We start from the raw sequence: 21,352 nt of genomic DNA, 5'->3' as shown, positions 1-21,352 counted from the left end.
TCTCCCTGAAGGCCGACGGTCGGACCTCGGCGGGGCAAAAAACGGTCCGGCAGGCTTTACAGACGCGTGTTCACGGCGTCTGCACTTCGGCCTGATTTCTTATGCCTGCTCAGCGAACGTGGCGATGTACTGGCAGGCCACGCGATCGGCGTGGGCAACGGCCTCGTCGGCGGAAGGGAATTCATCGTCCAGCTCGTGCCAGGCGGTGACGCCGGGGCGGCCGTCCTCCTCGCCCTTGACGACGAATCGCCCTCGCCAGGGCCCGGAGCCTGGCCCGTGGGTATCGAGGACGTAGGTACGGCCCTTGTGCTGGCGGACGGTCTGCGAGGTCGTCATGGTCGGCAACGGTCGGACGGACGCTGGAGTGCCGGTTCGACGGGCGCGAAGGGGGCGTGCCCGGACCCGGGTGTCGCGGAGTCCGTGTTGTACACCGCCGCCCGCTTCACTGGAATGAAATCCTTGCGACCGTCCCGACTCGTGGAGGAGCCGGGCGTGCCGGCACCCCCGGGAGCGAATTCCGAGCGGCGAGGAGGAGATTGAGCTCCCGGGGGTGCCGGCATGCCCGGCGACCGCTCGGTCAACGGACCTGATTGCGGCCTTCCCGCTTTGCGGTGTACAGCGCCGTGTCGGCCTGGGCAATGAGGCTTTCCAACGTGCACTCGTCGCTGGGAATGCAGGCGGCGACGCCCAGGCTGATGGTCACGACCGGCCCGGCCGGAGAGGTCGGATGCGGCATGGCCAGCGACTCGATGCCGGCGCGGACGGACTCCGCCACCTTGAGCGCCGCCTCGCGGTCGGCGCCGGGCAGCAGCACGACGAACTCCTCGCCGCCGTAGCGCGCCGCCAGATCGCCGGCACGCCCGATGGACGCGCCCAGGACCGCCCCCACGGCGCCCAGGCACTCGTCGCCCTTCAGGTGGCCCATCTGGTCGTTGTAGCGCTTGAACGCGTCGACGTCGGCCAGCACCAGCGCCAGCGAGGTGCCGGTGCGGCGCGCGCGTCGCCACTCCTCGTCGGCCGCTTCGTTGAAGCGGCGGCGATTCGGCAACCCGGTCACCGCGTCCAGGAAGGAGAGCTGCTTCAGATGCTCGTTGGCCTGCCGGAGTTCCTCAGTGCGCTGGGCCACCAGCCGCTCCATCTCGATGTGACGCTCACGCAGCTGGCGCATCCGGAACATCACCGCTCCGGTGAAGAACCCGATCGCCGCCACGGCGACCAGGAAGTGGAACCAGCCGGTCTCATGGAAGCGCGGCTGCACGGTGACCGGCAGCGGCGTGGCCGATTCGCGCCAACGCTGACCGTCGCCGGACACCGCCAGGCGCAGCTTGTACTGACCGTGCGAGAGCGCGGGGAAAGTGAGCTCGCGATCGTTGCCCACGTCGGTCCAGCCGCGCGACAGGCCCTCCATCCAGAAGCGGAAACGCACGCGATCGGCTTCCCGCAGCGTCGATGCGGCGAGGCTGACCGACAGCGCCACCGGCCCCGGCGGGAGCACCAGCGGCTCGCCGTCGAGCGTCAGCGTTGCGCCGTCGACCTTGATCTGTTCGATGCGCACCGACGGTGGCTCGCCGCCACCGGGCAGGCGCTCGGGATCGACGACCACCAGGCCCGACGACGACGGCAGCCAGACGCGGCCGCGGGCGTCGACGGCACCGGCCGCCTGCAGATTGCCGGCGAAGCTCGTGGCGCGCAGCGTGTCGCCCGGACCGAAACCGACCGATCGCACCTGCTTCAGCCGGCCGTCGAGGAAGGCGTCGAGCTCGTCACGCGCGACGCGGTAGAAGCCGCGATTGCAGGTGATCCAGAAGTGCCCCGCGCGGTCCTCGAGGAAAACCTGCGACAGCCCGTCCCACAGGCCGTCCGCCGGCTTGACCGCGCCGATGCGGCCGTCCTTCATGCGGTTGATGCCTTCGCCGTTCGTGCCGATCCAGAGCTCGCCGCGGGCGTCCTCCTTGAGCGCGATGATCCAGTCGGACAGCAGGCCGTCGGCCGTCGTGAACTGACGCGCCTTGCCGTCGCGCCAGCGGACCAGGCCCTGCCCGGTCGTGCCGAACCAGAGCGTGCCCGTGCGGTCCTGCAGGATCGCGGCGACGCCTTCATTCGGCAGGCCGGGCGCGGTGACGACGTCGAAGCCGTGGCCGTTGAAGCGCGCCAGCGCGGTGCGCGTACCGACCCACAGCGTGCCGTCGCGGTCCTCGAAGATCGAGCGGATCTCGATGCCGGGCAGGCCGCTGCCGGCACCGAAGGCATCGATGTGGCCGTCCGGCCGCCGGCGCGCGATCCCGGCGGTGTAGGTGCCGATCCAGAGCGTGCCGTCGCGCGCCTCGTGCATCGTCGAGACCTCGTCGGTCGGCAGGCCGTCGGCCTGGCGCAGCGTCGTGATGCGGCCGTCCTTCAGCCGGTTGAGCCCGCCGCCGGAGGTCGCGGCCCAGACGGCGCCGTCGCGCGCGGCGACGACCGAACGGACGTTGTCGTGGCTGAGGCCCTCGGGCGTGCCGAGCACGGTGAAGGCGCGGTTGCGCAGCCGGTTCAGGCCGTCGACCCAGGTGCCCACCCAGATGCTGCCTTCGCGGTCGGCCATCAGCGACCAGATCTGGCCGCCGGCCAGGCCGGTGCCCGGACCGCTGCCGCTGGAGATCGTGCTGAAGCGCCCCTCGCGGAATCGGCTGACGCCGGCGCCCCAGCTGCCGACCCACAGGTCACCGCGGGCGTCGCGGGTCAGCGCGGTCAGGTGATCGCTGGGCAGGCCGTCGGCGGTCGTGTACACGCGCATCGCCGCCTGATCGATGCCGGGCATGCGCACGAGTCCGCCGCCCGCCGTCGCGGCCCAGATGCCGCCGGCCGGATCGGCGATCACGAAGCGCACCTGCGCATGCGGGAAACCGTTCGCCGGATCGAAGACCTTGAACTTGCCGTCCGGCGTCATAGCGAACAGGCCGGCGCCGGTGGTGCCGATCCAGAGCGTGCCGGTGGTGTCGAACGCGGCGCTGCGCAGGCGTCCGGCGGGCAGACCATCGGCGGTGCCGAAGACCTTGACCGCGCCGTCCTTCCAACGGACCAGGCCGCCGTCGCCGGCTGCCCAGATCGCGCCGGTCTCGTCCTCGACCAGGGACCAGATCCGGCGGCCACCCGCCTGCGCCTTGGTGACCGCCGGCGAGAAGCGGCCATGCTCGTACACGGTCACGCCGTTGGGGTGTCCGATCCACAGCCGGCCACGCCGGTCTTCGAGCAGGGCGAACACGGGCTGCGAGGCGACATCCGGCGCTTGCGCGGCGTCGAAGCTCACGAAGCGTCTGCCGTCGAAACGCGCCAGTCCGCCGCCAGTGCCAATCCACAGGCCGCCATCGCGGGACTGGAGCAATGCCTGGACGGTGTTGAGCGGCAGGCCTTGTTCGGTCTGCCAGAGGTCGACCTTGTATTGGCTGACCGCGCGGACCGGATCGGACAGATCGCCGATGGCGCCGAGGTCGACAGCGGGCGCGGAGGCCGCTTTCGCCGGCGCCGCCGAGGCCGAAGTCGACGCCGACTTCGAGGCGGACATCGTCGCCGTGGGCGCGGACGCCGCCGTCGCCGCCATCGTGGTCCCCGATGCCGCCACCGCCAGGCAGAACGCGGCGAGCAGGCACGCCGCCGCGCGCCGAGGCATCGGCATCGCAGGCTGACGGTGGACGGCGGAGGCGGAGAGGGACCGGTCGAAAGTCATAGGCGGGGAATTCGCGATTGTGACCGGTCCCGCAGCAGCATCCGGGCTGCCGTACGGACGACGGGTGCGGATCGCGTGAAGGCACAGTGGGGTCATCGGTCACCGCGCCGAAGCGATGCGATCCCAGGACAGGCCGAACTTCAGCAGGTACTTGCGCAGCCGGTCCGCGTCGTTGACCACGCTGCGCGCCTGCCGGCTCGCATGGAAGAGCTGCCGCCCCGCTTCCGACAACGAGGACGACGCCGCACACACGCGCAGGACGGCGACGAGCTGCAGGCGGTCGAAGAGATCCATCGTCTCGAGCGCCGACGCGTCGAACAGCGCCGCGAGCAGCGCCTCGCCCTCGCCTGCCGCCGCGCCGCCCGGACCGGCGGCGGTCTCGCGCTCCCACAGCCACTCGAGCCGCGCGATCTCGGCCTCGACCAGCGGCAGGCCGATGCGACCGCCTTCGGCCAGCGTCACCAGCCGCGTCACCGACGCCGACAGGTCGCGGAAGTTCCCGCTCCACGGCGCCCTGGGCGATTGCGCGAAGCCGAGATAGCGCGCCTTCGCCTCGGCATTGAAGCGCACCGCGCGGCCGCTCTCGCGGCCGACCTGCTGCACCAGATGATCGACGTTGGGCTCGATGTCCTCGGGCCGGTCGCGCAGTCCGGGCAGGCTGTAGGTCCAGAGGTTGATCCGGGCGAACAGGTCGTCGCGGAAGCGTCCCGCGGCGACCTCCACGCGCAGGTCGCGGTTGGTGCCGGCGATCAGCTGGAAGTCGCTGGCGACTTCGCGGTCCGCGCCCACGGGCAGGAAGCGTTTCTCCTCGATCGCCTTCAGCAGCATCGCCTGCTCGTCGAGGCCGAGTTCGCCGATCTCGTCCAGGAACAGCAGGCCGCCGTCGGCGGTGCGCAGCAGGCCGGCCCGGTCCGCCATCGCCCCGGTGAACGAGCCCTTCCTGTGCCCGAACAGCGTCGACGCCGCGCCGTCGCCGCGCAGCGTCGCGCAGTTGACTTCGACGAAGGCGCCCTCGAGCTGGTGACGTGTCTGCTTCAGCTCATACATGCGGCGCGCGAGGAAGGACTTGCCCGCGCCCGTCGGCCCGGCCAGCAGGATGGGTGCGCGCGAATGCACGGCCACGCGCTCGATCTCCTCGATCAGCGCGTTGAAGCGCCGGTTGCGTGTCGCGATGCCGCTCTTCAGGAAGGCGACGGCGTCGTGCTGCTCGGCCCGGAAGCGCTGCGCGATGCCGTCGTAGCGCGACAGGTCCAGGTCGATCAAGGTCATCGAGCCCGGATCGCCCGCACGCTGCTTGCGGGGCGGCGAGGTCTGCAACAGCACGCCCGGGATGAAGCGCGCCTCCACCATCAGGAACATGCAGATCTGCGCGACGTGCGTGCCGGTGGTGATGTGGGCCCAGTACTGCTCATGCGCGGGATCGAAGCGGTAGCCGCGCACCCAGTCGTAGAGCGTCGCGTAGACCTCGCCGAAGTCCCACGGGTCCTCGTGCGGCATCGGGATGAGCTGGACCTCGGTTTCGGGCGAGACGGTGGCGATGTCGCTCCGCAGCAGTTCCGCGAGGGTCAGGTGTTGCGGCGCATGGAAGAGCTCCAGCCGGTGGACGACCACGTCCGGCTGCGACACCAGCGAGATCGTCGGCCGCCATTTCTCCCAGCGGCCCGAACCCTGACCACCATCCAGCTGCGACCCCAGGTAGCCGATCACCACGTTCTTCTTCGACATGGCCCGCAGTTTATCCGCGCCGGTCGGGCGATCTAGCTTTTTCGCTAGTTGCTTATCCAACCATCCAACCCTGGGAAGAGCCGCGGATGAATGGCGGGTGCGTGTTTTTCAGCCAATCAAGAATTTTTCCCTTGTGGATCAACGGGTTGATGAACTTCAAGCGAGACCTGGCAAGACCTGGCACGGGCGTTGCAATGAAGAAGGCAAGACAACACGGCCACGCAGCAAAGACAGCAACGCCGAACGACATCCGACAGGGAGGACAACATGGTCAACACGCAACTCTTCAAGACGACGCCCGGCAAGCTGGCGCCCGCCGCGGACGCGGTGAACCAGTCCGGCGCACGAGCCTACGGCTACAAGACCCGGCACCACCTGGCGCAACTGGCGGCCACCGGTTGCATGACGTCGACCTTCCACGCCGACGCCCAGGCCCAGCTGGAGGACGCGCTGGCGCTGGCCCAGGACGTCGACACCGCCTTCCTGGCGAAGACCGCGATCTACGCCCGTCAGGCCGGCCACATGAAGGACATGCCGGCGCTGCTGGCGGCCGTGCTGGCGCAACGCGACATTGCGCTGCTGCAGCCCGTGTTCGGCCGCGTGATCGACAACGGCAAGATGCTGCGCAACTTCGTGCAGATCCTGCGATCGGGCCAGACCGGCCGCAAGTCGCTGGGGTCGCGTCCGAAGAAGCTGGTCCAGCAATGGCTGTTGAACGCGAACGAGCAACGCCTGCTGCAGGCGTCCGTCGGGAACGAGCCGACGTTGGCCGACGTGGTCCGCATGGTCCACCCGAAGCCGGCGGAAGCCTGGCGCGCGGCGTGGTTCGCGTGGCTGATCGGCCGCCCGTACGACGAAGCGGCGCTGCCGCCCGCGACTCAGGCGTTCGAGCGCTTCAAGCGGGCGCTGCTGTCCGGCAAGACGGAAGGCGCGACGGCGGACGATCTGCCGCCCGTGCCTTTCCAGATGCTGACGGCGCTGCCGCTGAACGACTCGCACTGGGCGCGCATCGCGGCGCAGGGCTCCTGGCAGATGGTGCGTCAGAACCTGAACGCGTTCGCACGCCATGGCGTGTTCGACCGTCCCGGCATGACCGCGCAACTGGCCGCGCTGCTGCGCGATCCGAAGGCCGTGGCCTCGGCCCGCGTGCTGCCGTACCAGCTGATGACGGCGTTCAACGCGGCGTCCGACGTGCCGGCGGAGATCCGCGACGCGCTGCAGGATGCGATGGAGGCCGCGCTGGTCAACGTGCCGGCGATCGCCGGCCGCGTCGTGGTCTGCCCGGACGTGTCGGGGTCGATGTCGTCGGCGGTGACCGGCCGGCGCGGTTCGGCGACCTCGTCGGTGCGATGCATCGACGTGGCCGCCCTGGTGGCCGCGGCCCTGGTCCGCAAGAACCCGGGTTGCCGCGTGATGCCGTTCGAGCAGCAGGTCGTGTCGATCCAGCTGAATCCCCGCGATTCGGTGATGACCAACGCGGCGAAGCTGGCGGCGATCGGTGGCGGCGGAACGTCGGTCAGTGCGCCGCTGCGCCAGCTCAACGCGGAGCGCGCGCAGGTGGACCTGATCGTGATCGTGTCCGACAACGAGTCGTGGATCGACGCGCGCCGTCACGGCGCGACCGAGACCATGGCGCAGTGGGAAGCGATCAAGGTCCGCTGCCCGGCGGCCAAGCTGGTGTGCATCGACATCCAGCCGGGCGCCTCGACGCAGGCGGTGGAGCGCAAGGACGTGATGAACGTCGGCGGCTTCTCGGATGCGGTGTTCCGCATGGTCGGCGACTTCGCCGCCGGTGCGACCGAGGTCGGCCACTGGGTCCGCGAGATCGAGCGCGTGGCGCTCGATCCGCAGTGATCGAACGCATGAAGTGAATGCTGTCGCGTGGCGAATGCCGGCGAGGACTACATCTCCAAAATCGATGTCCTCGTCAACCGTTAGTCACCACGCGGGGGCTGTGTTTGAACAACGAGAAAGAATCGAAGGATTGAAGGCTGTCGGCGGACCGGATCCGGTTGCCGCGGCGAGCGATGAATGCAGGTGGAACTACAGCACTGTTAATGCCCTGGTCGCGGGTTCGAATCCCGCCGGGATCCTTCGGGAGACCGTAGCTCAGTCTGGTAGAGCAGGAACACGTTTCACCATCCCTTGTCATCGCTCACCGCGGCAACTGCCCGGTACCCTGTTTTTGCGGTGAATGCTGGCAGGACTACATCGGAAAGAGCGCCGCGCCCCTCGGGGACGCGGAGGTCGCGGGTTCAACTCTCGCCCGGCGCAAGCCGGTAGCTCAGAAAAACGTCTTGCCGACTCCTTGTCACCGCGCTTTTGAATGGAACGAATCATGAAGAACTACAACGAGATGGAAGTCGCCGGCGGCGTGCCGGTGAGGATGTGGACGCAGGGCGTGCCCGTCGAGGACGAAGCCCGCAAGCAGCTGAGCAACGCGGCGAAGCTGCCGGTCGTGTTCAAGCACATCGCGGCGATGCCCGACGTGCACCTGGGCATCGGCGCGACGGTGGGCTCGGTGATCCCGACGCTGAAGGCGATCATCCCGGCCGCGGTCGGCGTCGACATCGGCTGCGGGATGATGGCCTGCAAGACCACGCTGCGCGCCGAGGACCTGCCCGACAACCTGGGCCCGCTGCGTTCCGCGATCGAGGCCGCCGTGCCGCACGGCCGCAACCCCAAGGGTCGCGACGAAGGCGCGTGGGAGAACCCGCCCGACATGGTCGACGCGGCCTGGGCGACGCTCGAGGCCGACTTCACCGAGATCTGCCGCGACTACCCGAAGCTGAAGAACACCAACAACCACAAGCACCTGGGCACGCTCGGGACGGGCAACCACTTCATCGAGGTCTGCCTGGATGAAGTGGGCTTCGTGTGGTTCATGCTCCATTCGGGGTCGCGCGGCGTGGGCAACGCGATCGGCACGATGTTCATCGAGCTGGCGAAGAAGGACGCGATGCAGCACCAGGCCAACCTGCCCGATGCGAACCTGGCGTACTTCGAGGAAGGTGCGAAGTACTTCGGCGACTACGTGCGCGCGGTGGGCTGGGCGCAGAAGTTCGCGGAGACCAACCGCGAGGTGATGATGCGTCGCGTGATCGGCGCCGTGAAGAAGGTGATCGGCAAGAAATTCGAGAGCCACATCGAAGCGGTCAACTGCCACCACAACTACGTGCAGAAGGAAACCCACTTCGGCCAGGACGTGTTCGTGACCCGCAAGGGCGCGGTCAGTGCGAAGAAAGGCCAGATGGGGATCATCCCCGGCAGCATGGGCGCGCGCAGCTACATCGTGCGCGGCAAGGGCAACCCGGAGAGCTTCGAGAGCTGCTCGCACGGGGCCGGCCGCACGATGAGCCGCACGGAGGCCAAGCGCCGCTTCACGCTGAAGGACCATCGCGAAGCCACCGAAGGCGTCGAGTGCCGCAAGGACAAGGACGTCATCGACGAGATCCCGATGGCCTACAAGGACATCGATGCGGTGATGGCGGCCCAGCAGGACCTGGTGGAGGTGGTGCACACGCTCAAGCAGGTGGTGTGCGTGAAGGGATGAGAGCAACAAGAAGGTGAGGAGCGACGCCGCGCGGAAGAGGAAACCGCGCGGCCTCCGCTCGCGAGAGGGAATCATGGACAACAAGAACAAGGTCATTGAACTGGACGGCTCGCACGGCGAAGGCGGCGGGCAGATCCTGCGCACGGCGCTCGCGCTGTCGATGTGCACCGGCGCGCCGCTGCGCATCGAGCGCATCCGCGCGAAGCGCCCGAAGCCCGGGCTGATGCGTCAGCACCTGACCTGCGTGCTCGCCGCGCAGGAGGTCTGCGGCGCGACGGTGATCGGCGCGGAGCTCGGCTCGCAGGCGCTGGAGTTCCGGCCCGGCCAGGTGCATGCCGGCGACTACCGCTTCACGGTCGGCACCGCGGGCAGCTGCACGCTGGTGCTGCAGACGGTGCTGCCGCCGCTGATGCTGGCGGACGGTCCCAGCCGTCTGCGCCTGTCCGGCGGCACGCACAACCCGATGGCGCCGCCCTTCCATTTCCTGCAGCGCACGTTCGCGCCGCTGATGCGCCGCGCGGGAGCGAAGCTGGACCTGACGCTGCGCCGTCACGGCTTCTACCCCGCCGGCAGCGGCGAGATCGACGCCGTGGTCACGCCCGCCGAAGGCGGCCTGCGCCCCTTCGACCTGCTCGAGCGCGGCGAGCCGCTGGAGGCCTTCGCCGAAGCGCTGGCGCCCGCGCTGCCGCGTGGCGTGACCGATCGCGAACTCGAGGCGCTGGAGCGCCTGACCGGCTGGGACAAGCACCAGCTGCGCGTCGGCACGGCGCGTCAGAACGAAGGTCCCGGGAACGCGCTGATGACGACGCTGGCGTACGAACAGTTGACCGAGGTGTTCATCGCCTTTGGAGAGCGCGGCCTGTCGGCGGAGGAAGTGGCGCGCACCGTCTTCACGGAGATGCGCGCGTACGAGGCCGCGGCGGGTGCGGCGGGTCCGCACCTGGCGGATCAGCTGGCGTTGCCGCTCGCGCTGGCGGTGGCGGGTTCCGGCCGCCCGGCCGCGTACACCTGCACCGAGCTGACCGAGCACAGCCGCACCAACTTCGGCGTGATCGAGCGCTTCCTGGACGTGCGCTTCGACTCGCGGCTCGAGGTCTCGCGCGCCGGCAACGCATGGCGCGTGGACATCCTCCCGCGCTCGTAACCACGATGAAACGCGGCGCCCGCGCGCCGCGTCACAATCCCGCACCGCGCGCCCACCCGGGCGCGTTCCCCATTCCAGAACGCGCACGCCCACCATGAGCCACGCCCTTCCGTTGCAGCAGCATCTCCCCACCGCCAGCCCGCTCGCCTATGGCTGCATGGGCCTGGGCGGCCACTGGGACGACTCCCCGTGGACCGACGCCCACGTCGACCATGCGCAGGCCGCCGTCGAGGCCGCGCTGGCGATCGGCGTCACGCTGTTCGACCACGCCGACATCTACACCCGCGGCAAGGCCGAGTCGGTCTTCGGCGAGCTGTTCCGCCGCCAGCCCTCGCTGCGCGAGCGCATCGTGCTGCAGAGCAAGTGCGGCATCCGTTTCGCCGACGATCAAGGGCCCGGCCGCTACGACCTGTCCGGCGGCTACATCGTCGAGGCGGTCGAGGCCAGCCTGAAGCGCCTCGGCACCGAACGCCTGGACATCCTGCTGCTGCATCGCCCGGATCCGCTGATGCAGCCCGAGGAGATCGCCGAAGCCTTCCAGCGCCTGCGCGCGGCGGGCAAGGTGAGCCACTTCGGCGTGTCCAACATGAACGTCGGACAGATGGCCTGGCTCGGCCGCGCGCTGGATCAGCCGCTGGTCGTGAACCAGCTGGAACTCGGCCTCGGCCATCTGGAGCCGTTGGATGCGGGCACCTGCTTCAACGACCGCCAGGCCGCGGCACGCCCCGGCGCGCTGGCCTGGACCGGCACGCTGGAACACTGCCAGCAGCACGGCATCCAACTGCAGGCCTGGGCCGCGCTGGCCCGCGGCCGCTTCAGCGGTGAAACCGCTCAAGACCCCGCCGACGAAGCCGCCCGCGTGCTGGTCCAGAAGCTCGCGCAGGAACACGGCGTCAGCACCGAAGGCATCCTGCTGGCGTGGCTGATGAAGCACCCGGCGCGCATCCAGCCCGTCATCGGATCGGCGAATCCCGACCGCATCCGCGCCTGCGGCGATGCGCTGAAGGTTCAACTCAGCCGGAACGAGTGGTACGCGCTGTACGTGGCGGCGCGGGGGGCGCCGTTGCCTTGACTGCGGAGGTCGGGGCGTTGGCCGGGCCTTGACTGCTTAGGCCCGGGCGTTGGCCGCGAGGTCGCAGGGCCTTGGCGGCGAGCGCCAAAACCCTGCGACCTCCCGTCCCCAACCAGTACCGTCCTTCAACGGTTTTGCTACCGAGGACTTCGACGGAACATCGGGCCGAGCGTCAGAACGCGGCGCTGAGCTCGGTCACGAGGGCGGCGGCGCCGATCTCGCGCAGCGCGGCGAAGTTCTGACCCGACCAGAGCGGCGAGAAATCGCCGCTGCCCTGCGCTTCGGCCTTCGCGCGTAGCGGCGCGACGCTGGAGGTCGCCAGCGGGAATTGCGGCGCCGACTCGTTCAAGGGGCCGACCTCGCGCATGTAGCGGTTCACGATGCCCCGCGCGGGACGTCCGGTGAAGAGATTCGTCACCGCCGTGTGGTGATTCGCCGGATCGCGCAACACCGCCCGGTGGGGCGCGCTCGTGGTCGCTTCCTCGCACAGCAGGAAGGCCGTGCCGAGTTGCACGGCCGACGCGCCCAGCGCCAGCGCCGCGCGGATGCCGCGCACATCGGCGATACCGCCCGCCGCGATGACCGGCACCCTCACGGCGCGCACGATCTGCGGCAGCAAGGCCATCGTGCCGGGCTGCCGCGTCAGGTCGTCGCTGAGGAAATGGCCGCGATGGCCACCCGCTTCCCAGCCTTGCGCGATCACGCCATCGGCACCGTGCGCTTCGAGCCAGCGGGCCTCGTCGACCGTGGTCGCGCTGCCCAGCACCAAGCTGCCCCAGCCCTTCACGCGAGCGATGAGTTCGGCGGACGGCAACCCGAAATGGAAGCTCACCACAGGCGGCTTGAACGGCTCGACGAGATCAGCGATCTCTGCCGTGAACGGCGCGCGTCCGGGGCCTGCCTTGATCTGCGTCGGGTCGATGCCGAACTCGGCGTAATACGGACCCAGGCGATCGCGCCAGCGGGCCTCGCGCGCCTCGTCCGGCGTCGGCGAGGTGTGGGCGAAGAAGTTGACGTTGAACGGCTTGTCGGTGCCGTCGCGCAGCGCCTTCAGTTCTTTCTGGAGGACCTCCGGCGTCAGCATGGCCGCGGGCAGCGAGCCCAGCCCGCCCGCGTTGCTCACCGCGAGCGCCAGCCGTGCGTCCTGCACGCCGGCCATGGGCGCCTGGATCAGCGGCAGCCGGGTGCCGAGGAAGAACGGAGCGAAAGGCGCGCTGGAGGTAGGCATGGCGACGGATCCTGGACTCGACAAGACAGGTCCTGATGATCGCGCAAGGCCGATGCCCCTGTCAGGATTGCTCCATCTCGAAGGGCGGAATGCGGCGGCCGTCGATGTCGGTGAAGCCGTATTCGGCCGCCAGGTCGCCGACGCGCAGCACCCGGCCCGTGCGGTCCATGACGCGCGGATCCGCGGCCAGCGCGGCGACCGCGCGGCCGACGTAGCGCGGCGATTCGGTGCCCGCCAATTCGGGGCGCTGCTGCCAATGGTCCTCGTCGGTGTGATGGCCGGCGAGCACGAACTCCGTCCGCATCCAGCCCGGCGACACCGCCACCGACGCCACGCGATGCGGCCGCAGGTCCTGCGCCATCGCGCCCGCCAGACGGGTCATCGCCGCCTTCGCGAGGTCGTAGACGAGATTGCCCTTCAAGAACTTGTCGCGGTCCCAGAAGGTGGTCGTGACGATCAGGCCGCCGCCCCGCGCGATCAGCATCGGCGCCGCGGCGCGGCTCGCCAGCAGGTGGTTGCGCACGCCGCGGTCCAGCATGGCCTCCCACTCGTCGAGCGGACGTTCCCAGAACGGCGCGTCGAAGACGCCGCTGAAGACCTCATGACCGCCCCAGGCGTTGTTGACCAGCAGGTCCAGGCCGCCCTGCTCCGCCTGCACGCGCGCGAACAGCGCGCGCACCTGCGCGTCGTCGGTGTGGTCACAACGCGCGGCGATGCCGCGGCCGCCGAGCCGGGTGATCTCGTCGGCGGTGTCGTCGATCGTCCCGGGGATCTGCGACATCCCGCTCAAGGCCTGGAGGCGCCCGTACTGCGTCGCGGGCCGTTCGCGCGTGCTGCGTCCGGTCACGTAGACCGTCGCGCCCGCGGCGCCCAGTTCCAGCGCGATCCCGCGGCCCGCGCCCCGGCTCGCGCCGGTAACCACGGCCACGCGTCCGGCCAAGGGCCGATCGGATCCTTCAGTGCTCATGTCGCTGTCTCCCGTTGACGGTGAGCGACAACGATACGCGGCCCTCGAGGGGCCGCGTGCCGAGTCCTGTCAGCAGCGCCGGGCGGACCGCGTGCCGGCGTCGGTGCCGATCACTTGCAGCTGTAGCTCTTCGAGTTGACTTCCTTGACGTTGCCCGCGCCGCAGGTGGCGGTGGCCTGCTCGCTCATCTTGCGGACGTCTTCCATGCGCTGGGTGGTGGCCTCGGCGGTGTTGGGCGCGATCACGCAGCCGGTGGACAGGACGGCGGCACCGCCGGCAAGCAGCAGGGCCATCAGACGGACGGCGGGGATGGAGCGGATGGTCATGAGTCAGTTCCCTCGGAGGTTGAAATCGAAGCGCAGTCTAGGCAGCCGCGCGCCACGCGGATGCCCCTGCGACAGTCCGACGCCCGGACGGGATGAACTGCAGGACGAGGCGACACGCCGGTTGGATCTGTCCCGCCCCGCCGGCGACGGACAGGCCACCGGGCGCGGATGTCCCAGGGATCTGGGGCCGTGCGCATGTCGCGCAGTAACCCCGTTCACACGCGCTTGACGATGCCTCGCTACGCTTCGCGCCTCGACCCGCGGTCCAGCGGGACGATCCAGGAGTTGCCTTGACTGACCTCAGATCGATCCAGCGCCCTGCGACCGCGGTCCGCGCCGCGATCGCGGTCGCAGTCCTGTGCGCCCTGCTCGGCGCCTGCAGGTCGGAGTCCGCCGGCCGCAAGCCGGAGATGACCGCCTTCGAGACCGCGCAGCACGACCGCTGCGTCGCCCTGCTGCGCCCGATGCTGCAGGGCCAGCCGGTGCGCTCGACGGCGGTCGAGCATGGTGCGCAGGGGCTGGACTACGTCTGGGTGAACGCCGAGGTGCACGACGACGATGACGACCTGGACCGCCGTCTGGCCAAGGGCACGAGCGTCGGCGGCCATTGCCAGTTCGAAGCCGGCGGCGAGGGCGTGCACCTGCATGTCTACGCATTGGACGACGAGGCCGCGCCAGTCCCGGCCCCCGGGTACCGCTTCGTCGCCGGTCCGCGCGAAGTGATCGTGAGCGCCGGCGCGCACTGACGGCCCCGGCCGGCGGATGCGACGGCGACGCCGCCAGCCGGTCGGCGTCACGGCTCGGCGGATACTTCCGCCATCCGTTGACTCGCGGGAGCGCGCTTGATTGCCCCGTCCGATCCTTCCGTTTCCACCGCACGCCCCGCGCTGCCGCCCTTCCTGTCCGGCGGCGGCGAAGCGGCGCGGCTGATCGACGCCTTCGACTGGGCCACGACCGCGCTGGGCCCGTTGAGCACGTGGCCCGATCACGTCCGCCATGCGACGGCGCTGATGCTGCGTTCGCGCACCCCGATCGTGATGCTGTGGGGCGAACCCGGCGTGATGATCTACAACGATGCCTATGGCGTGTTCGCCGGCGCACGGCATCCCCGCTTGCTCGGCAGCAACGTGCGCGAGGGCTGGCCCGAGATCGCCGACTTCAACGACCACGTCATGCGGATCGGCCTGGCCGGCGGCACCCTGCACTACGAGGACCAGGAACTGGTCCTTCACCGCCACGGCCGCGCCGAGAGCGCGTGGATGAACCTCGACTATTCGCCCCTGCTGGACGACGACGGACGCCCGGCCGGTGTCATGGCGATCGTCGTCGAGACCACGGGCAAGGTGATGGCCGAACGCCGCCTCCGCGGCGAGCGGGAGCGCCTGACCCAGCTCTTCGAGCAGGCGCCGAGCTTCATGGCCGTGCTCGCCGGTCCGGAGCACCGCTTCGAGAGCGTCAATCCGGCCTACCAGCGGCTGATCGGCAACCGGGATGTGGTGGGACGCAGCGTCGCGGAGGCGCTGCCCGACGCGGCCACGCAGGGCTACGTGACCTTGCTGGACGCGGTCTACGCGACCGGGCGCGCCTACACGGCGCAAGCGGCGCTGTTCGTCGCCCACACGACCGACGAACCCGACAGCCCGTCCCGCGAGCACTTCCTGGACTTCGTCTACCAGCCGATCCGCGACGAGCACGGCGCGGTCACGCACATCTTCGTCGAAGGCGTCGACGTCACCGCCCGCGTGCGCGGGGAGCAGCGCGGCGCGGCCCTCGCCGGCCTGAGCGAGCGGCTGCGCGAGGTCGGCTCGCCGGCCGACATCGGCTTCGCGTCGGCGCAGATGCTGGGGATGATGCTGACCGCGACGCGGGCCGGCTACTGCACCGTCGATCACGAGGCGGAGACCGTGCGCATCGAACGCGACTGGCGGCGCGGCGGTTTCGACAGCCTCGCCGGACAGCGGCGGTTCCGCGACTACGGCAGCTTCGTGGACCAGCTCAAGCGCGACGAGGTCGTCGAGATCACCGATGTCCACGAGGATCCGCGCACGCGCGAGCATCGTCGCCCGTTCGACGCGATGCGGGTGCGTTCCATCGTGAACGTGCCGGTGCTGGAGCAGGGCCGGCTGGTGGCGCTGCTCTTCGTGTACGACGAGACGCCGCGGGCCTGGAGCGCCGACGACGTGTCGCTGATCCGCGAGGCGGCGCACCGCACGCGCGTCGCGGTCGAGCGCGCGCGCAACCAGGCGATCGCGCAGGACCGCGAGGAACGCCTGCTGCGCTCGGACCGGCGCAAGGACGAGTTCCTCGCGACGCTGGCGCATGAGCTGCGCAATCCGCTGGCACCGATCCGCAACGCGGTGCACCTGCTGGCCGCCGCCGATCGCGAGGACCGCTTCACCGGCATCCGCGAGCTGCTGGAGCGGCAGGTCAATCACATGGTGCGGCTGGTGGACGATCTGCTGGAGGTCTCGCGGATCAGCCGCGGGCTGATCACGCTGCGTCATGAGCCGGTGAGCCTGAGCGCCGTCATCGACGCGGCGGTCGAGAGCAGCCGCCCGTTGATCGATCGCGAGCAGCATCGCCTGACGCTGCGATTCGACGGCGCGGCACCGTGGGTGCAGGGCGACCTGGTGCGGCTCACGCAACTGCTCGTGAACCTGCTGAACAACGCGGCGCGCTACACCGACGCGGGCGGACGCATCGACGTGCATGTCGCGCGCGAAGACGGCGACGCCGTGCTGACCGTGACGGACAACGGCATCGGCATCGCGCCGGAGCAGCTGCCGCAGCTGTTCGAGCTGTTCTCGCAGCTGGATCGGTCTCACAGCCGGTCGCAGGGCGGGCTGGGCATCGGGCTGAGCCTGGCACAGACGCTCGCGCGCCTGCACGGCGGCCAGCTGACCGCGACGAGCGACGGCCTCGGACAAGGCAGCAGCTTCCAGCTGCGACTGCCCGAGGTTCCTGCGGCGGCGGCTGGTGCGCCGACGGCGGCGGACAACGACGCGCCGTTGACCGCGCGGCTGCTGCTGGTCGACGACAACCGCGACGCCGCCGACACGACCGCGGAACTGCTGCGGCTGATGGGCGCGGAGGTGGCGGTCGCGTACGACGGGGCGTCGGCGCTGAAGGCCGTCCGCGCGCTGCGTCCCGACGCGGTCCTGCTGGACATCGGCATGCCCGACATGGACGGCCACGAGGTCGCGCGTCGATTGCGCGCGATGGCCGACGACATCGGCCATCCGCGCCTGATCGCGCTGACCGGCTGGGGGCAGGAACAGGACCGCGAGAAGACGCGCGAGGCCGGCTTCGACGACCACATGGTCAAGCCGGTCGACGTCGACGTGCTGAAGGCCGCCTTGATGGCCGCGCGTCGGCCAACGATGGCCCCCCTGCAACCCCTGGACCCCATGATCCGAATGGACCGAACGGACGGAATCGACTGACCATGCTGCTGCGCATCCACCACGCCGCGATCATCTGCGCCGACTACGAACGCTCACGGCGCTTCTACACCGAGGTCCTGGGCCTGCGCGTGATCGCCGAAACCTACCGCGAGGCACGGCGCTCCCACAAGCTGGACCTGGCGTTGCCGGACGGCTCGCAGATCGAGCTCTTCAGTTTTCCGGGCGCGCCGCCGCGGCCCTCGTACCCGGAGGCGCAAGGGCTGCGCCATCTGGCCTTCGAGGTCGACGACGTCGAGCAGGGCAAGCGCGAGCTCGAAGCCAAAGGCGTCGCCGTCGAGCCGGTGCGCGTCGACGAGCTCACCGGCAAGCGCTTCACCTTCTTCGCGGATCCCGACGGACTGCCGCTGGAGCTCTACGAGCGCTGAGGCCCCCTCACCCGGGCGGGGTTCCCCGGGCCGGAGCGACACCCGCCCTGCGGCATGATGCGCGCCTGGGAGGAATGGCCATGCCATCGACACACGCGGCCGCGAGGGAGTTCTCGACGGCCGGCACGATCACGCGACGCGGATTCTGGCTGCGCCACGGCACGCTGGTGCCGCTCGCGCTGTGGATCGCGATCGCGGTCGCGGACACGCCGCTGGGATGGGCCGCCGCGCTGGCGGCGACCGTCCTGCTGATCTCGATCTGGGGACGCCGCCTGCACGACCGCGGACGCTCCGCCTGGTGGCTGCTGCTCGCGGCGCTGCCGGTGCTGGGCCCGCTGGCGCTGTGCGTCGAATGCGGCCTGCGCCGCTCCGTCCCCGAAGGCCGCCGCTTCGATGCGCGGTCTCCCGCCGACTACCTGACCGTCGCCCCATGAGTCAGTCTTCCCATCACATCGTCAACGACGTGACCGGCCTGAATCCGGTCCGCGTCATGGCCATCGTCGCGCCGGAATCGGTCGAGGACGTCCAGGAAGCGCTGCGGCGCACCACCGGCCCCGTGTCCGTCGGCGGCGGCCGTTTCAGCATGGGCGGCCAGACGGCCAGCCCGGGCAGCCTGCACATCGACATGCGGACCATGAACCGCGTGGTCGCGTTCTCGCCGACGGCGCGCACTATCCGGGTCCAGGCCGGCACGCGCTGGTGCGACATCCAGCGCTTCATCGACCCGCACGGGCTGTCGGTGAAGATCATGCAGACCTACGCCAACTTCACCGTCGGCGGCGCGTTGAGCGTCAACTGCCACGGCCGCTACGTCGGCCTCGGCCCGCTGGTGCTGTCGGTGCGCGCGATCCGCGTCGCGCTCCACGACGGCAGCGTCGTCGAGGCCACGCGCGAGTCCCATGCGGAGATCTTCCGCGGCGCCATCGGCGGCTACGGGGCGCTGGGCGTGATCGTCGAGGTCGAGCTCGACCTCGACACCAACCAGAAGGTGGAACGCCACGACGCGGTCATGGCGCTGGAGGACTACTGGAGCTACTTCAAGGACCAGGTGCGCGGCAACCCGGCCGCGGTCTTCCACAACGCGGATCTGTACGGCCCCCACTACCGCACGCTGCGCGCGGTCACCTGGAAGGAGACCGACAAGCCCGCCACCGTCCCCGACCGGCTGCAGCCGCTGCGCACGTCGTATCCGCTGCACCGCTACTTCCTGTGGTCGATGTCGGAGACGCCTTTCGGCAAGGAACGCCGCGAGAAGCTGATCGATCCGCTGCTCTACCTGCGCGGCAAGGTGCACTGGCGCAACTACGAGGCCGGCTACGACGTGGCCGAGCTGGAACCGCCGACGCGCATGCATCGCACCTACGTGCTGCAGGAGTACTTCGTGCCGGTGGAGCGGCTGACGGAGTTCGTGCCCAAGATGGCCGAGATCCTGCGGCGCCATCGCGTGAACGCGCTCAACATCTCGATCCGCCATGCGATGCCGGATCCGGACACGCTGCTGGCCTGGGCGCCCACGGAGACCTTCGCCTTCGTGCTGTATCACAAGCAGCGCACCCGCGAGAACGCGCGACGCCGCGTCGCCGTGTGGACGCGCGAGCTGATCGACGCAGTGCTGTCGGTGGGCGGCGCGTACTACCTGCCCTACCAACCGCATGCGACGCACGAGCAGTTCCACCGCGCCTATCCGGGCGCGCGCGGGCTCTTCGCGCTCAAGCAGCGGCTGGACCCTCAGGGTCGCTTCACCAATGCCCTCTGGGACAAGTACTGCCCCGGGCCGACCTGCGCGCCGGATGCAGCGGATGCAGCGCCGGCGAGCGGCGCCACCGAGTTCCACCGCGTGTTCGGCGACACGCGCCTGTCCGACGCTTTCTACCTCTTCCTGCAGAACGTGTTCCACACCGCGCCGGAGGATCGCTTCCATCACCTGATCGCGGACGCCGTCGCGCGCCATCGCGACGAGGAGAGCATCTACCGCGACATCCAGCGTCGGCTGCCGTCGATCAAGCCGGCGGCCGCAGAGCTGCGTTATGCGCTGCCGGCGCTGTTCAAGCAGAAGGCGGAGATGACGCGGCAGACGCTGACCGTGCTGGCGGAGCGCGAGTTCGACGGCTACCTCGAGATCGGCTCCAAGGCCCGATATCACGGCGGACTGGCGAAAGCGTTGCGGCTGCGCGGCGAGCTGGTGTTCGTCGAGGAGAAGCCGCAGGGCAACTCGCCCGTCGACATCGTCGAGCGCGGCCGGATCGCGCGGCCGGGCCGGCACTTCACGCTCGACGACTACGCGCCGCTGCCCGAGGCCATCGCTTCGGGCAGCATCGGCCTGGTGACCTGCTACATCGGCCTGCACCACATGACACCGGAGACGCTGGGGCCTTTCCTGCGCTCGGTCCACCGCGTGATGCGCCCGGGCGGCGCGTTCATCGTGCGCGACCACGACGTGCGCGATCCCGACCTCGGCGCGCTGGTGTCGCTCGCGCACACGGTCTTCAACGCCGGACTGGGTGAGACCTGGGAGAGCAATGTCGCGGAGCGGCGCCACTTCGCCTCGGGACAGGATTGGGTGGACCGCCTGCGCGATGCCGGCTTCGAGGACAGCGGCCATCGCGTGCTGCAGGCCAACGATCCGACGATGAACACGCTGTTCTGCTTCATCAAGCCGGCGGAGGTCGCATGAACGGACGCTCGCCATCACGGTCGCCGGGTTGGATCGCCAGGGCTAAGACCGTCGCATCGATGCTGGCCATCGGGGTCACGGTGGCCTTCGGTGGCGCCGACGTCGTCGGCGCCGCCGAGCCTGAGACGCCGGTCGAGGATCGCCGCACGCCCGACCAGACCTTTCTCACCTTCCCCGAGTGGTACCTGGTGCACAGCCCGGCGGAGTACGCCGCCTGGCTGGGCCGCAGCGACGCACCCAGCCGCTTCCCGCTGTTCGCGCACGTCGGGCAGTTCTGGCAGTCGTACGGCGCGATCAACCGCGAGATCGAGCGCTACCCGTTCAACGGCGGCTACCACCTGATGGTGATGGTCATCGGCGTCAGCACGACGGTGGAGTACGCGCTCAAGGGCGCCTACGAACGCACGATCGGCCGCATCGCCGAAGGCCTGCGCGGCACGGACTGGCCAGTCGAGGAAGAGCGCTTCGCGGCCCGGTACGCGCAGGACTACGTCGACTTCATCCGCGTCGACCCCTGGTACAAGTTCGACTTCGCGTCGCAGCTGAAATCGCTGTGGTGCGACGTGCCGATGACCGGTCCGGACATGATGCGCAAATGGGAGCGTCGCTACCTGCTGACGACGGAACTGCTCGTCAAGGAAGGCTACGCACGGCTGATCAAGCTGGGCACGCAGACGATCTACGACGCGCCGAAACCGGTCACCGCCGTGTGGCTGAGCCGTGCGCCGGACGATGCGGCCGAGCGCGCCGCGTATCCGGACTTCATCGTCCCGCCGATGTCGTCGCCGTCGTCCTCATCGACGCAGGGCCCGGTCTTCGCGACGATTCCCCGCTACGAGGGGTTCACGACCTACAGCCGCTGGCTCGCACGACAGGACGTGGACTTCCTCAGCGTCGCCGGCAACACCGGCGAGATCGTGGTCAGCGAACTGGTCCCGCAGGCCTGGCAACCGACCGGGGCGCGGCTGCTCTTCGAGCAGCCTGTCCTCACACGGCCGGGCACCAAGCGCGCGGTCATCGCGCTGCCGATCGCGCGTCTGGGCGACGAGCTCCGGCGCGCCGAGCGGGCCGGCGACGCCATCGAGCATATCTACGACTTCTGACGCCCGACGCTCTGGACGACGCCCGGCG

Annotated in this window: 16 protein-coding genes; 10 read left to right on the top strand and 6 right to left on the bottom strand. The window is 69.8% G+C overall.

The genetic code is table 11. The annotated features are described in order from the left end of the window. Nucleotides 1–99 precede the first annotated feature (99 nt). The 3 genes from AC07OZ_RS13255 to rtcR all read right to left on the bottom strand — a co-directional run bounded on the left by AC07OZ_RS13255 (nucleotide 100) and on the right by rtcR (nucleotide 5,428). Nucleotides 100–336, bottom strand: coding sequence for a hypothetical protein (locus AC07OZ_RS13255; RefSeq protein ID WP_483108826.1), 237 nt, complete (start codon nucleotides 334–336; stop codon nucleotides 100–102). 241 nt (nucleotides 337–577) lie between these two features. Beyond that, nucleotides 578–3,652: a two-component regulator propeller domain-containing protein gene (locus AC07OZ_RS13250; RefSeq protein ID WP_495467571.1), complete on the bottom strand. Its 3,075-nt coding sequence runs from the start codon at nucleotides 3,650–3,652 to the stop codon at nucleotides 578–580. A 150-nt stretch (nucleotides 3,653–3,802) separates the two neighbouring features. Then, nucleotides 3,803–5,428, bottom strand: coding sequence for an RNA repair transcriptional activator RtcR (gene rtcR, locus AC07OZ_RS13245; protein ID WP_495467570.1), 1,626 nt, complete (start codon nucleotides 5,426–5,428; stop codon nucleotides 3,803–3,805). 267 nt (nucleotides 5,429–5,695) lie between these two features. Here rtcR and AC07OZ_RS13240 point away from each other — a divergent pair, with 267 nt between their 5' ends. From AC07OZ_RS13240 to AC07OZ_RS13225, 4 genes are all read left to right on the top strand, one after another. Beyond that, complete coding sequence (locus AC07OZ_RS13240) at nucleotides 5,696–7,282, top strand: vWA domain-containing protein (protein WP_495467569.1); 1,587 nt, start codon at nucleotides 5,696–5,698, stop codon at nucleotides 7,280–7,282. Between the two features lie 484 nt (nucleotides 7,283–7,766). Next, nucleotides 7,767–8,981, top strand: coding sequence for an RtcB family protein (locus AC07OZ_RS13235; protein ID WP_495467568.1), 1,215 nt, complete (start codon nucleotides 7,767–7,769; stop codon nucleotides 8,979–8,981). A 73-nt stretch (nucleotides 8,982–9,054) separates the two neighbouring features. Further along, nucleotides 9,055–10,125 (top strand): RNA 3'-terminal phosphate cyclase, encoded by a 1,071-nt coding sequence (gene rtcA / locus AC07OZ_RS13230; RefSeq protein ID WP_495467567.1) that lies wholly within the window; start codon nucleotides 9,055–9,057, stop codon nucleotides 10,123–10,125. 94 nt (nucleotides 10,126–10,219) lie between these two features. Then, nucleotides 10,220–11,197, top strand: coding sequence for an aldo/keto reductase (locus AC07OZ_RS13225; RefSeq protein WP_495467566.1), 978 nt, complete (start codon nucleotides 10,220–10,222; stop codon nucleotides 11,195–11,197). 172 nt (nucleotides 11,198–11,369) lie between these two features. Here the strand turns inward: AC07OZ_RS13225 and AC07OZ_RS13220 are convergent, their stop codons facing one another. The 3 genes from AC07OZ_RS13220 to AC07OZ_RS13210 all read right to left on the bottom strand — a co-directional run bounded on the left by AC07OZ_RS13220 (nucleotide 11,370) and on the right by AC07OZ_RS13210 (nucleotide 13,718). Further along, complete coding sequence (locus AC07OZ_RS13220) at nucleotides 11,370–12,425, bottom strand: NAD(P)H-dependent flavin oxidoreductase (protein WP_495467565.1); 1,056 nt, start codon at nucleotides 12,423–12,425, stop codon at nucleotides 11,370–11,372. Nucleotides 12,426–12,486: 61 nt separating this feature from the next. Beyond that, a complete protein-coding gene (locus AC07OZ_RS13215; protein ID WP_495467564.1) occupies nucleotides 12,487–13,392 on the bottom strand; it encodes an SDR family NAD(P)-dependent oxidoreductase in 906 nt (301 codons plus the stop codon). 110 nt (nucleotides 13,393–13,502) lie between these two features. After that, complete coding sequence (locus AC07OZ_RS13210) at nucleotides 13,503–13,718, bottom strand: hypothetical protein (RefSeq protein WP_067278079.1); 216 nt, start codon at nucleotides 13,716–13,718, stop codon at nucleotides 13,503–13,505. Between the two features lie 290 nt (nucleotides 13,719–14,008). Between AC07OZ_RS13210 and AC07OZ_RS13205 the strand changes: the two genes are divergently transcribed. The 6 genes from AC07OZ_RS13205 to AC07OZ_RS13180 all read left to right on the top strand — a co-directional run bounded on the left by AC07OZ_RS13205 (nucleotide 14,009) and on the right by AC07OZ_RS13180 (nucleotide 21,324). Then, the gene (locus AC07OZ_RS13205) at nucleotides 14,009–14,464 is read left to right on the top strand and encodes a hypothetical protein (RefSeq protein WP_495467563.1); all 456 of its coding nucleotides are present in this window, start codon (nucleotides 14,009–14,011) and stop codon (nucleotides 14,462–14,464) included. Nucleotides 14,465–14,560: 96 nt separating this feature from the next. Next, a complete protein-coding gene (locus tag AC07OZ_RS13200; RefSeq protein WP_495467562.1) occupies nucleotides 14,561–17,161 on the top strand; it encodes a hybrid sensor histidine kinase/response regulator in 2,601 nt (866 codons plus the stop codon). A gap of 2 nt (nucleotides 17,162–17,163) precedes the next feature. Beyond that, nucleotides 17,164–17,547 (top strand): SMU1112c/YaeR family gloxylase I-like metalloprotein, encoded by a 384-nt coding sequence (gloA2, locus tag AC07OZ_RS13195; RefSeq protein ID WP_495467561.1) that lies wholly within the window; start codon nucleotides 17,164–17,166, stop codon nucleotides 17,545–17,547. Nucleotides 17,548–17,627: 80 nt separating this feature from the next. Beyond that, nucleotides 17,628–17,981, top strand: a complete 354-nt coding sequence (locus AC07OZ_RS13190) for a DUF805 domain-containing protein (RefSeq protein WP_495467560.1) — start codon at nucleotides 17,628–17,630, stop codon at nucleotides 17,979–17,981. Continuing rightward, entirely contained in the window at nucleotides 17,978–20,221 is a 2,244-nt protein-coding gene (locus tag AC07OZ_RS13185; RefSeq protein ID WP_495467559.1) for an FAD-binding protein, read from the top strand. The genes AC07OZ_RS13190 and AC07OZ_RS13185 overlap by 4 nt, the downstream gene beginning before the upstream one ends. 59 nt (nucleotides 20,222–20,280) lie before the next feature. Then, entirely contained in the window at nucleotides 20,281–21,324 is a 1,044-nt protein-coding gene (locus tag AC07OZ_RS13180) for a hypothetical protein (protein WP_495467558.1), read from the top strand. Nucleotides 21,325–21,352 lie beyond the last annotated feature (28 nt).

The organism is Roseateles sp. GW821-FHT09G03 (assembly GCF_059416045.1).
This window is presented reverse-complemented; position numbering and strand designations above follow the sequence as displayed.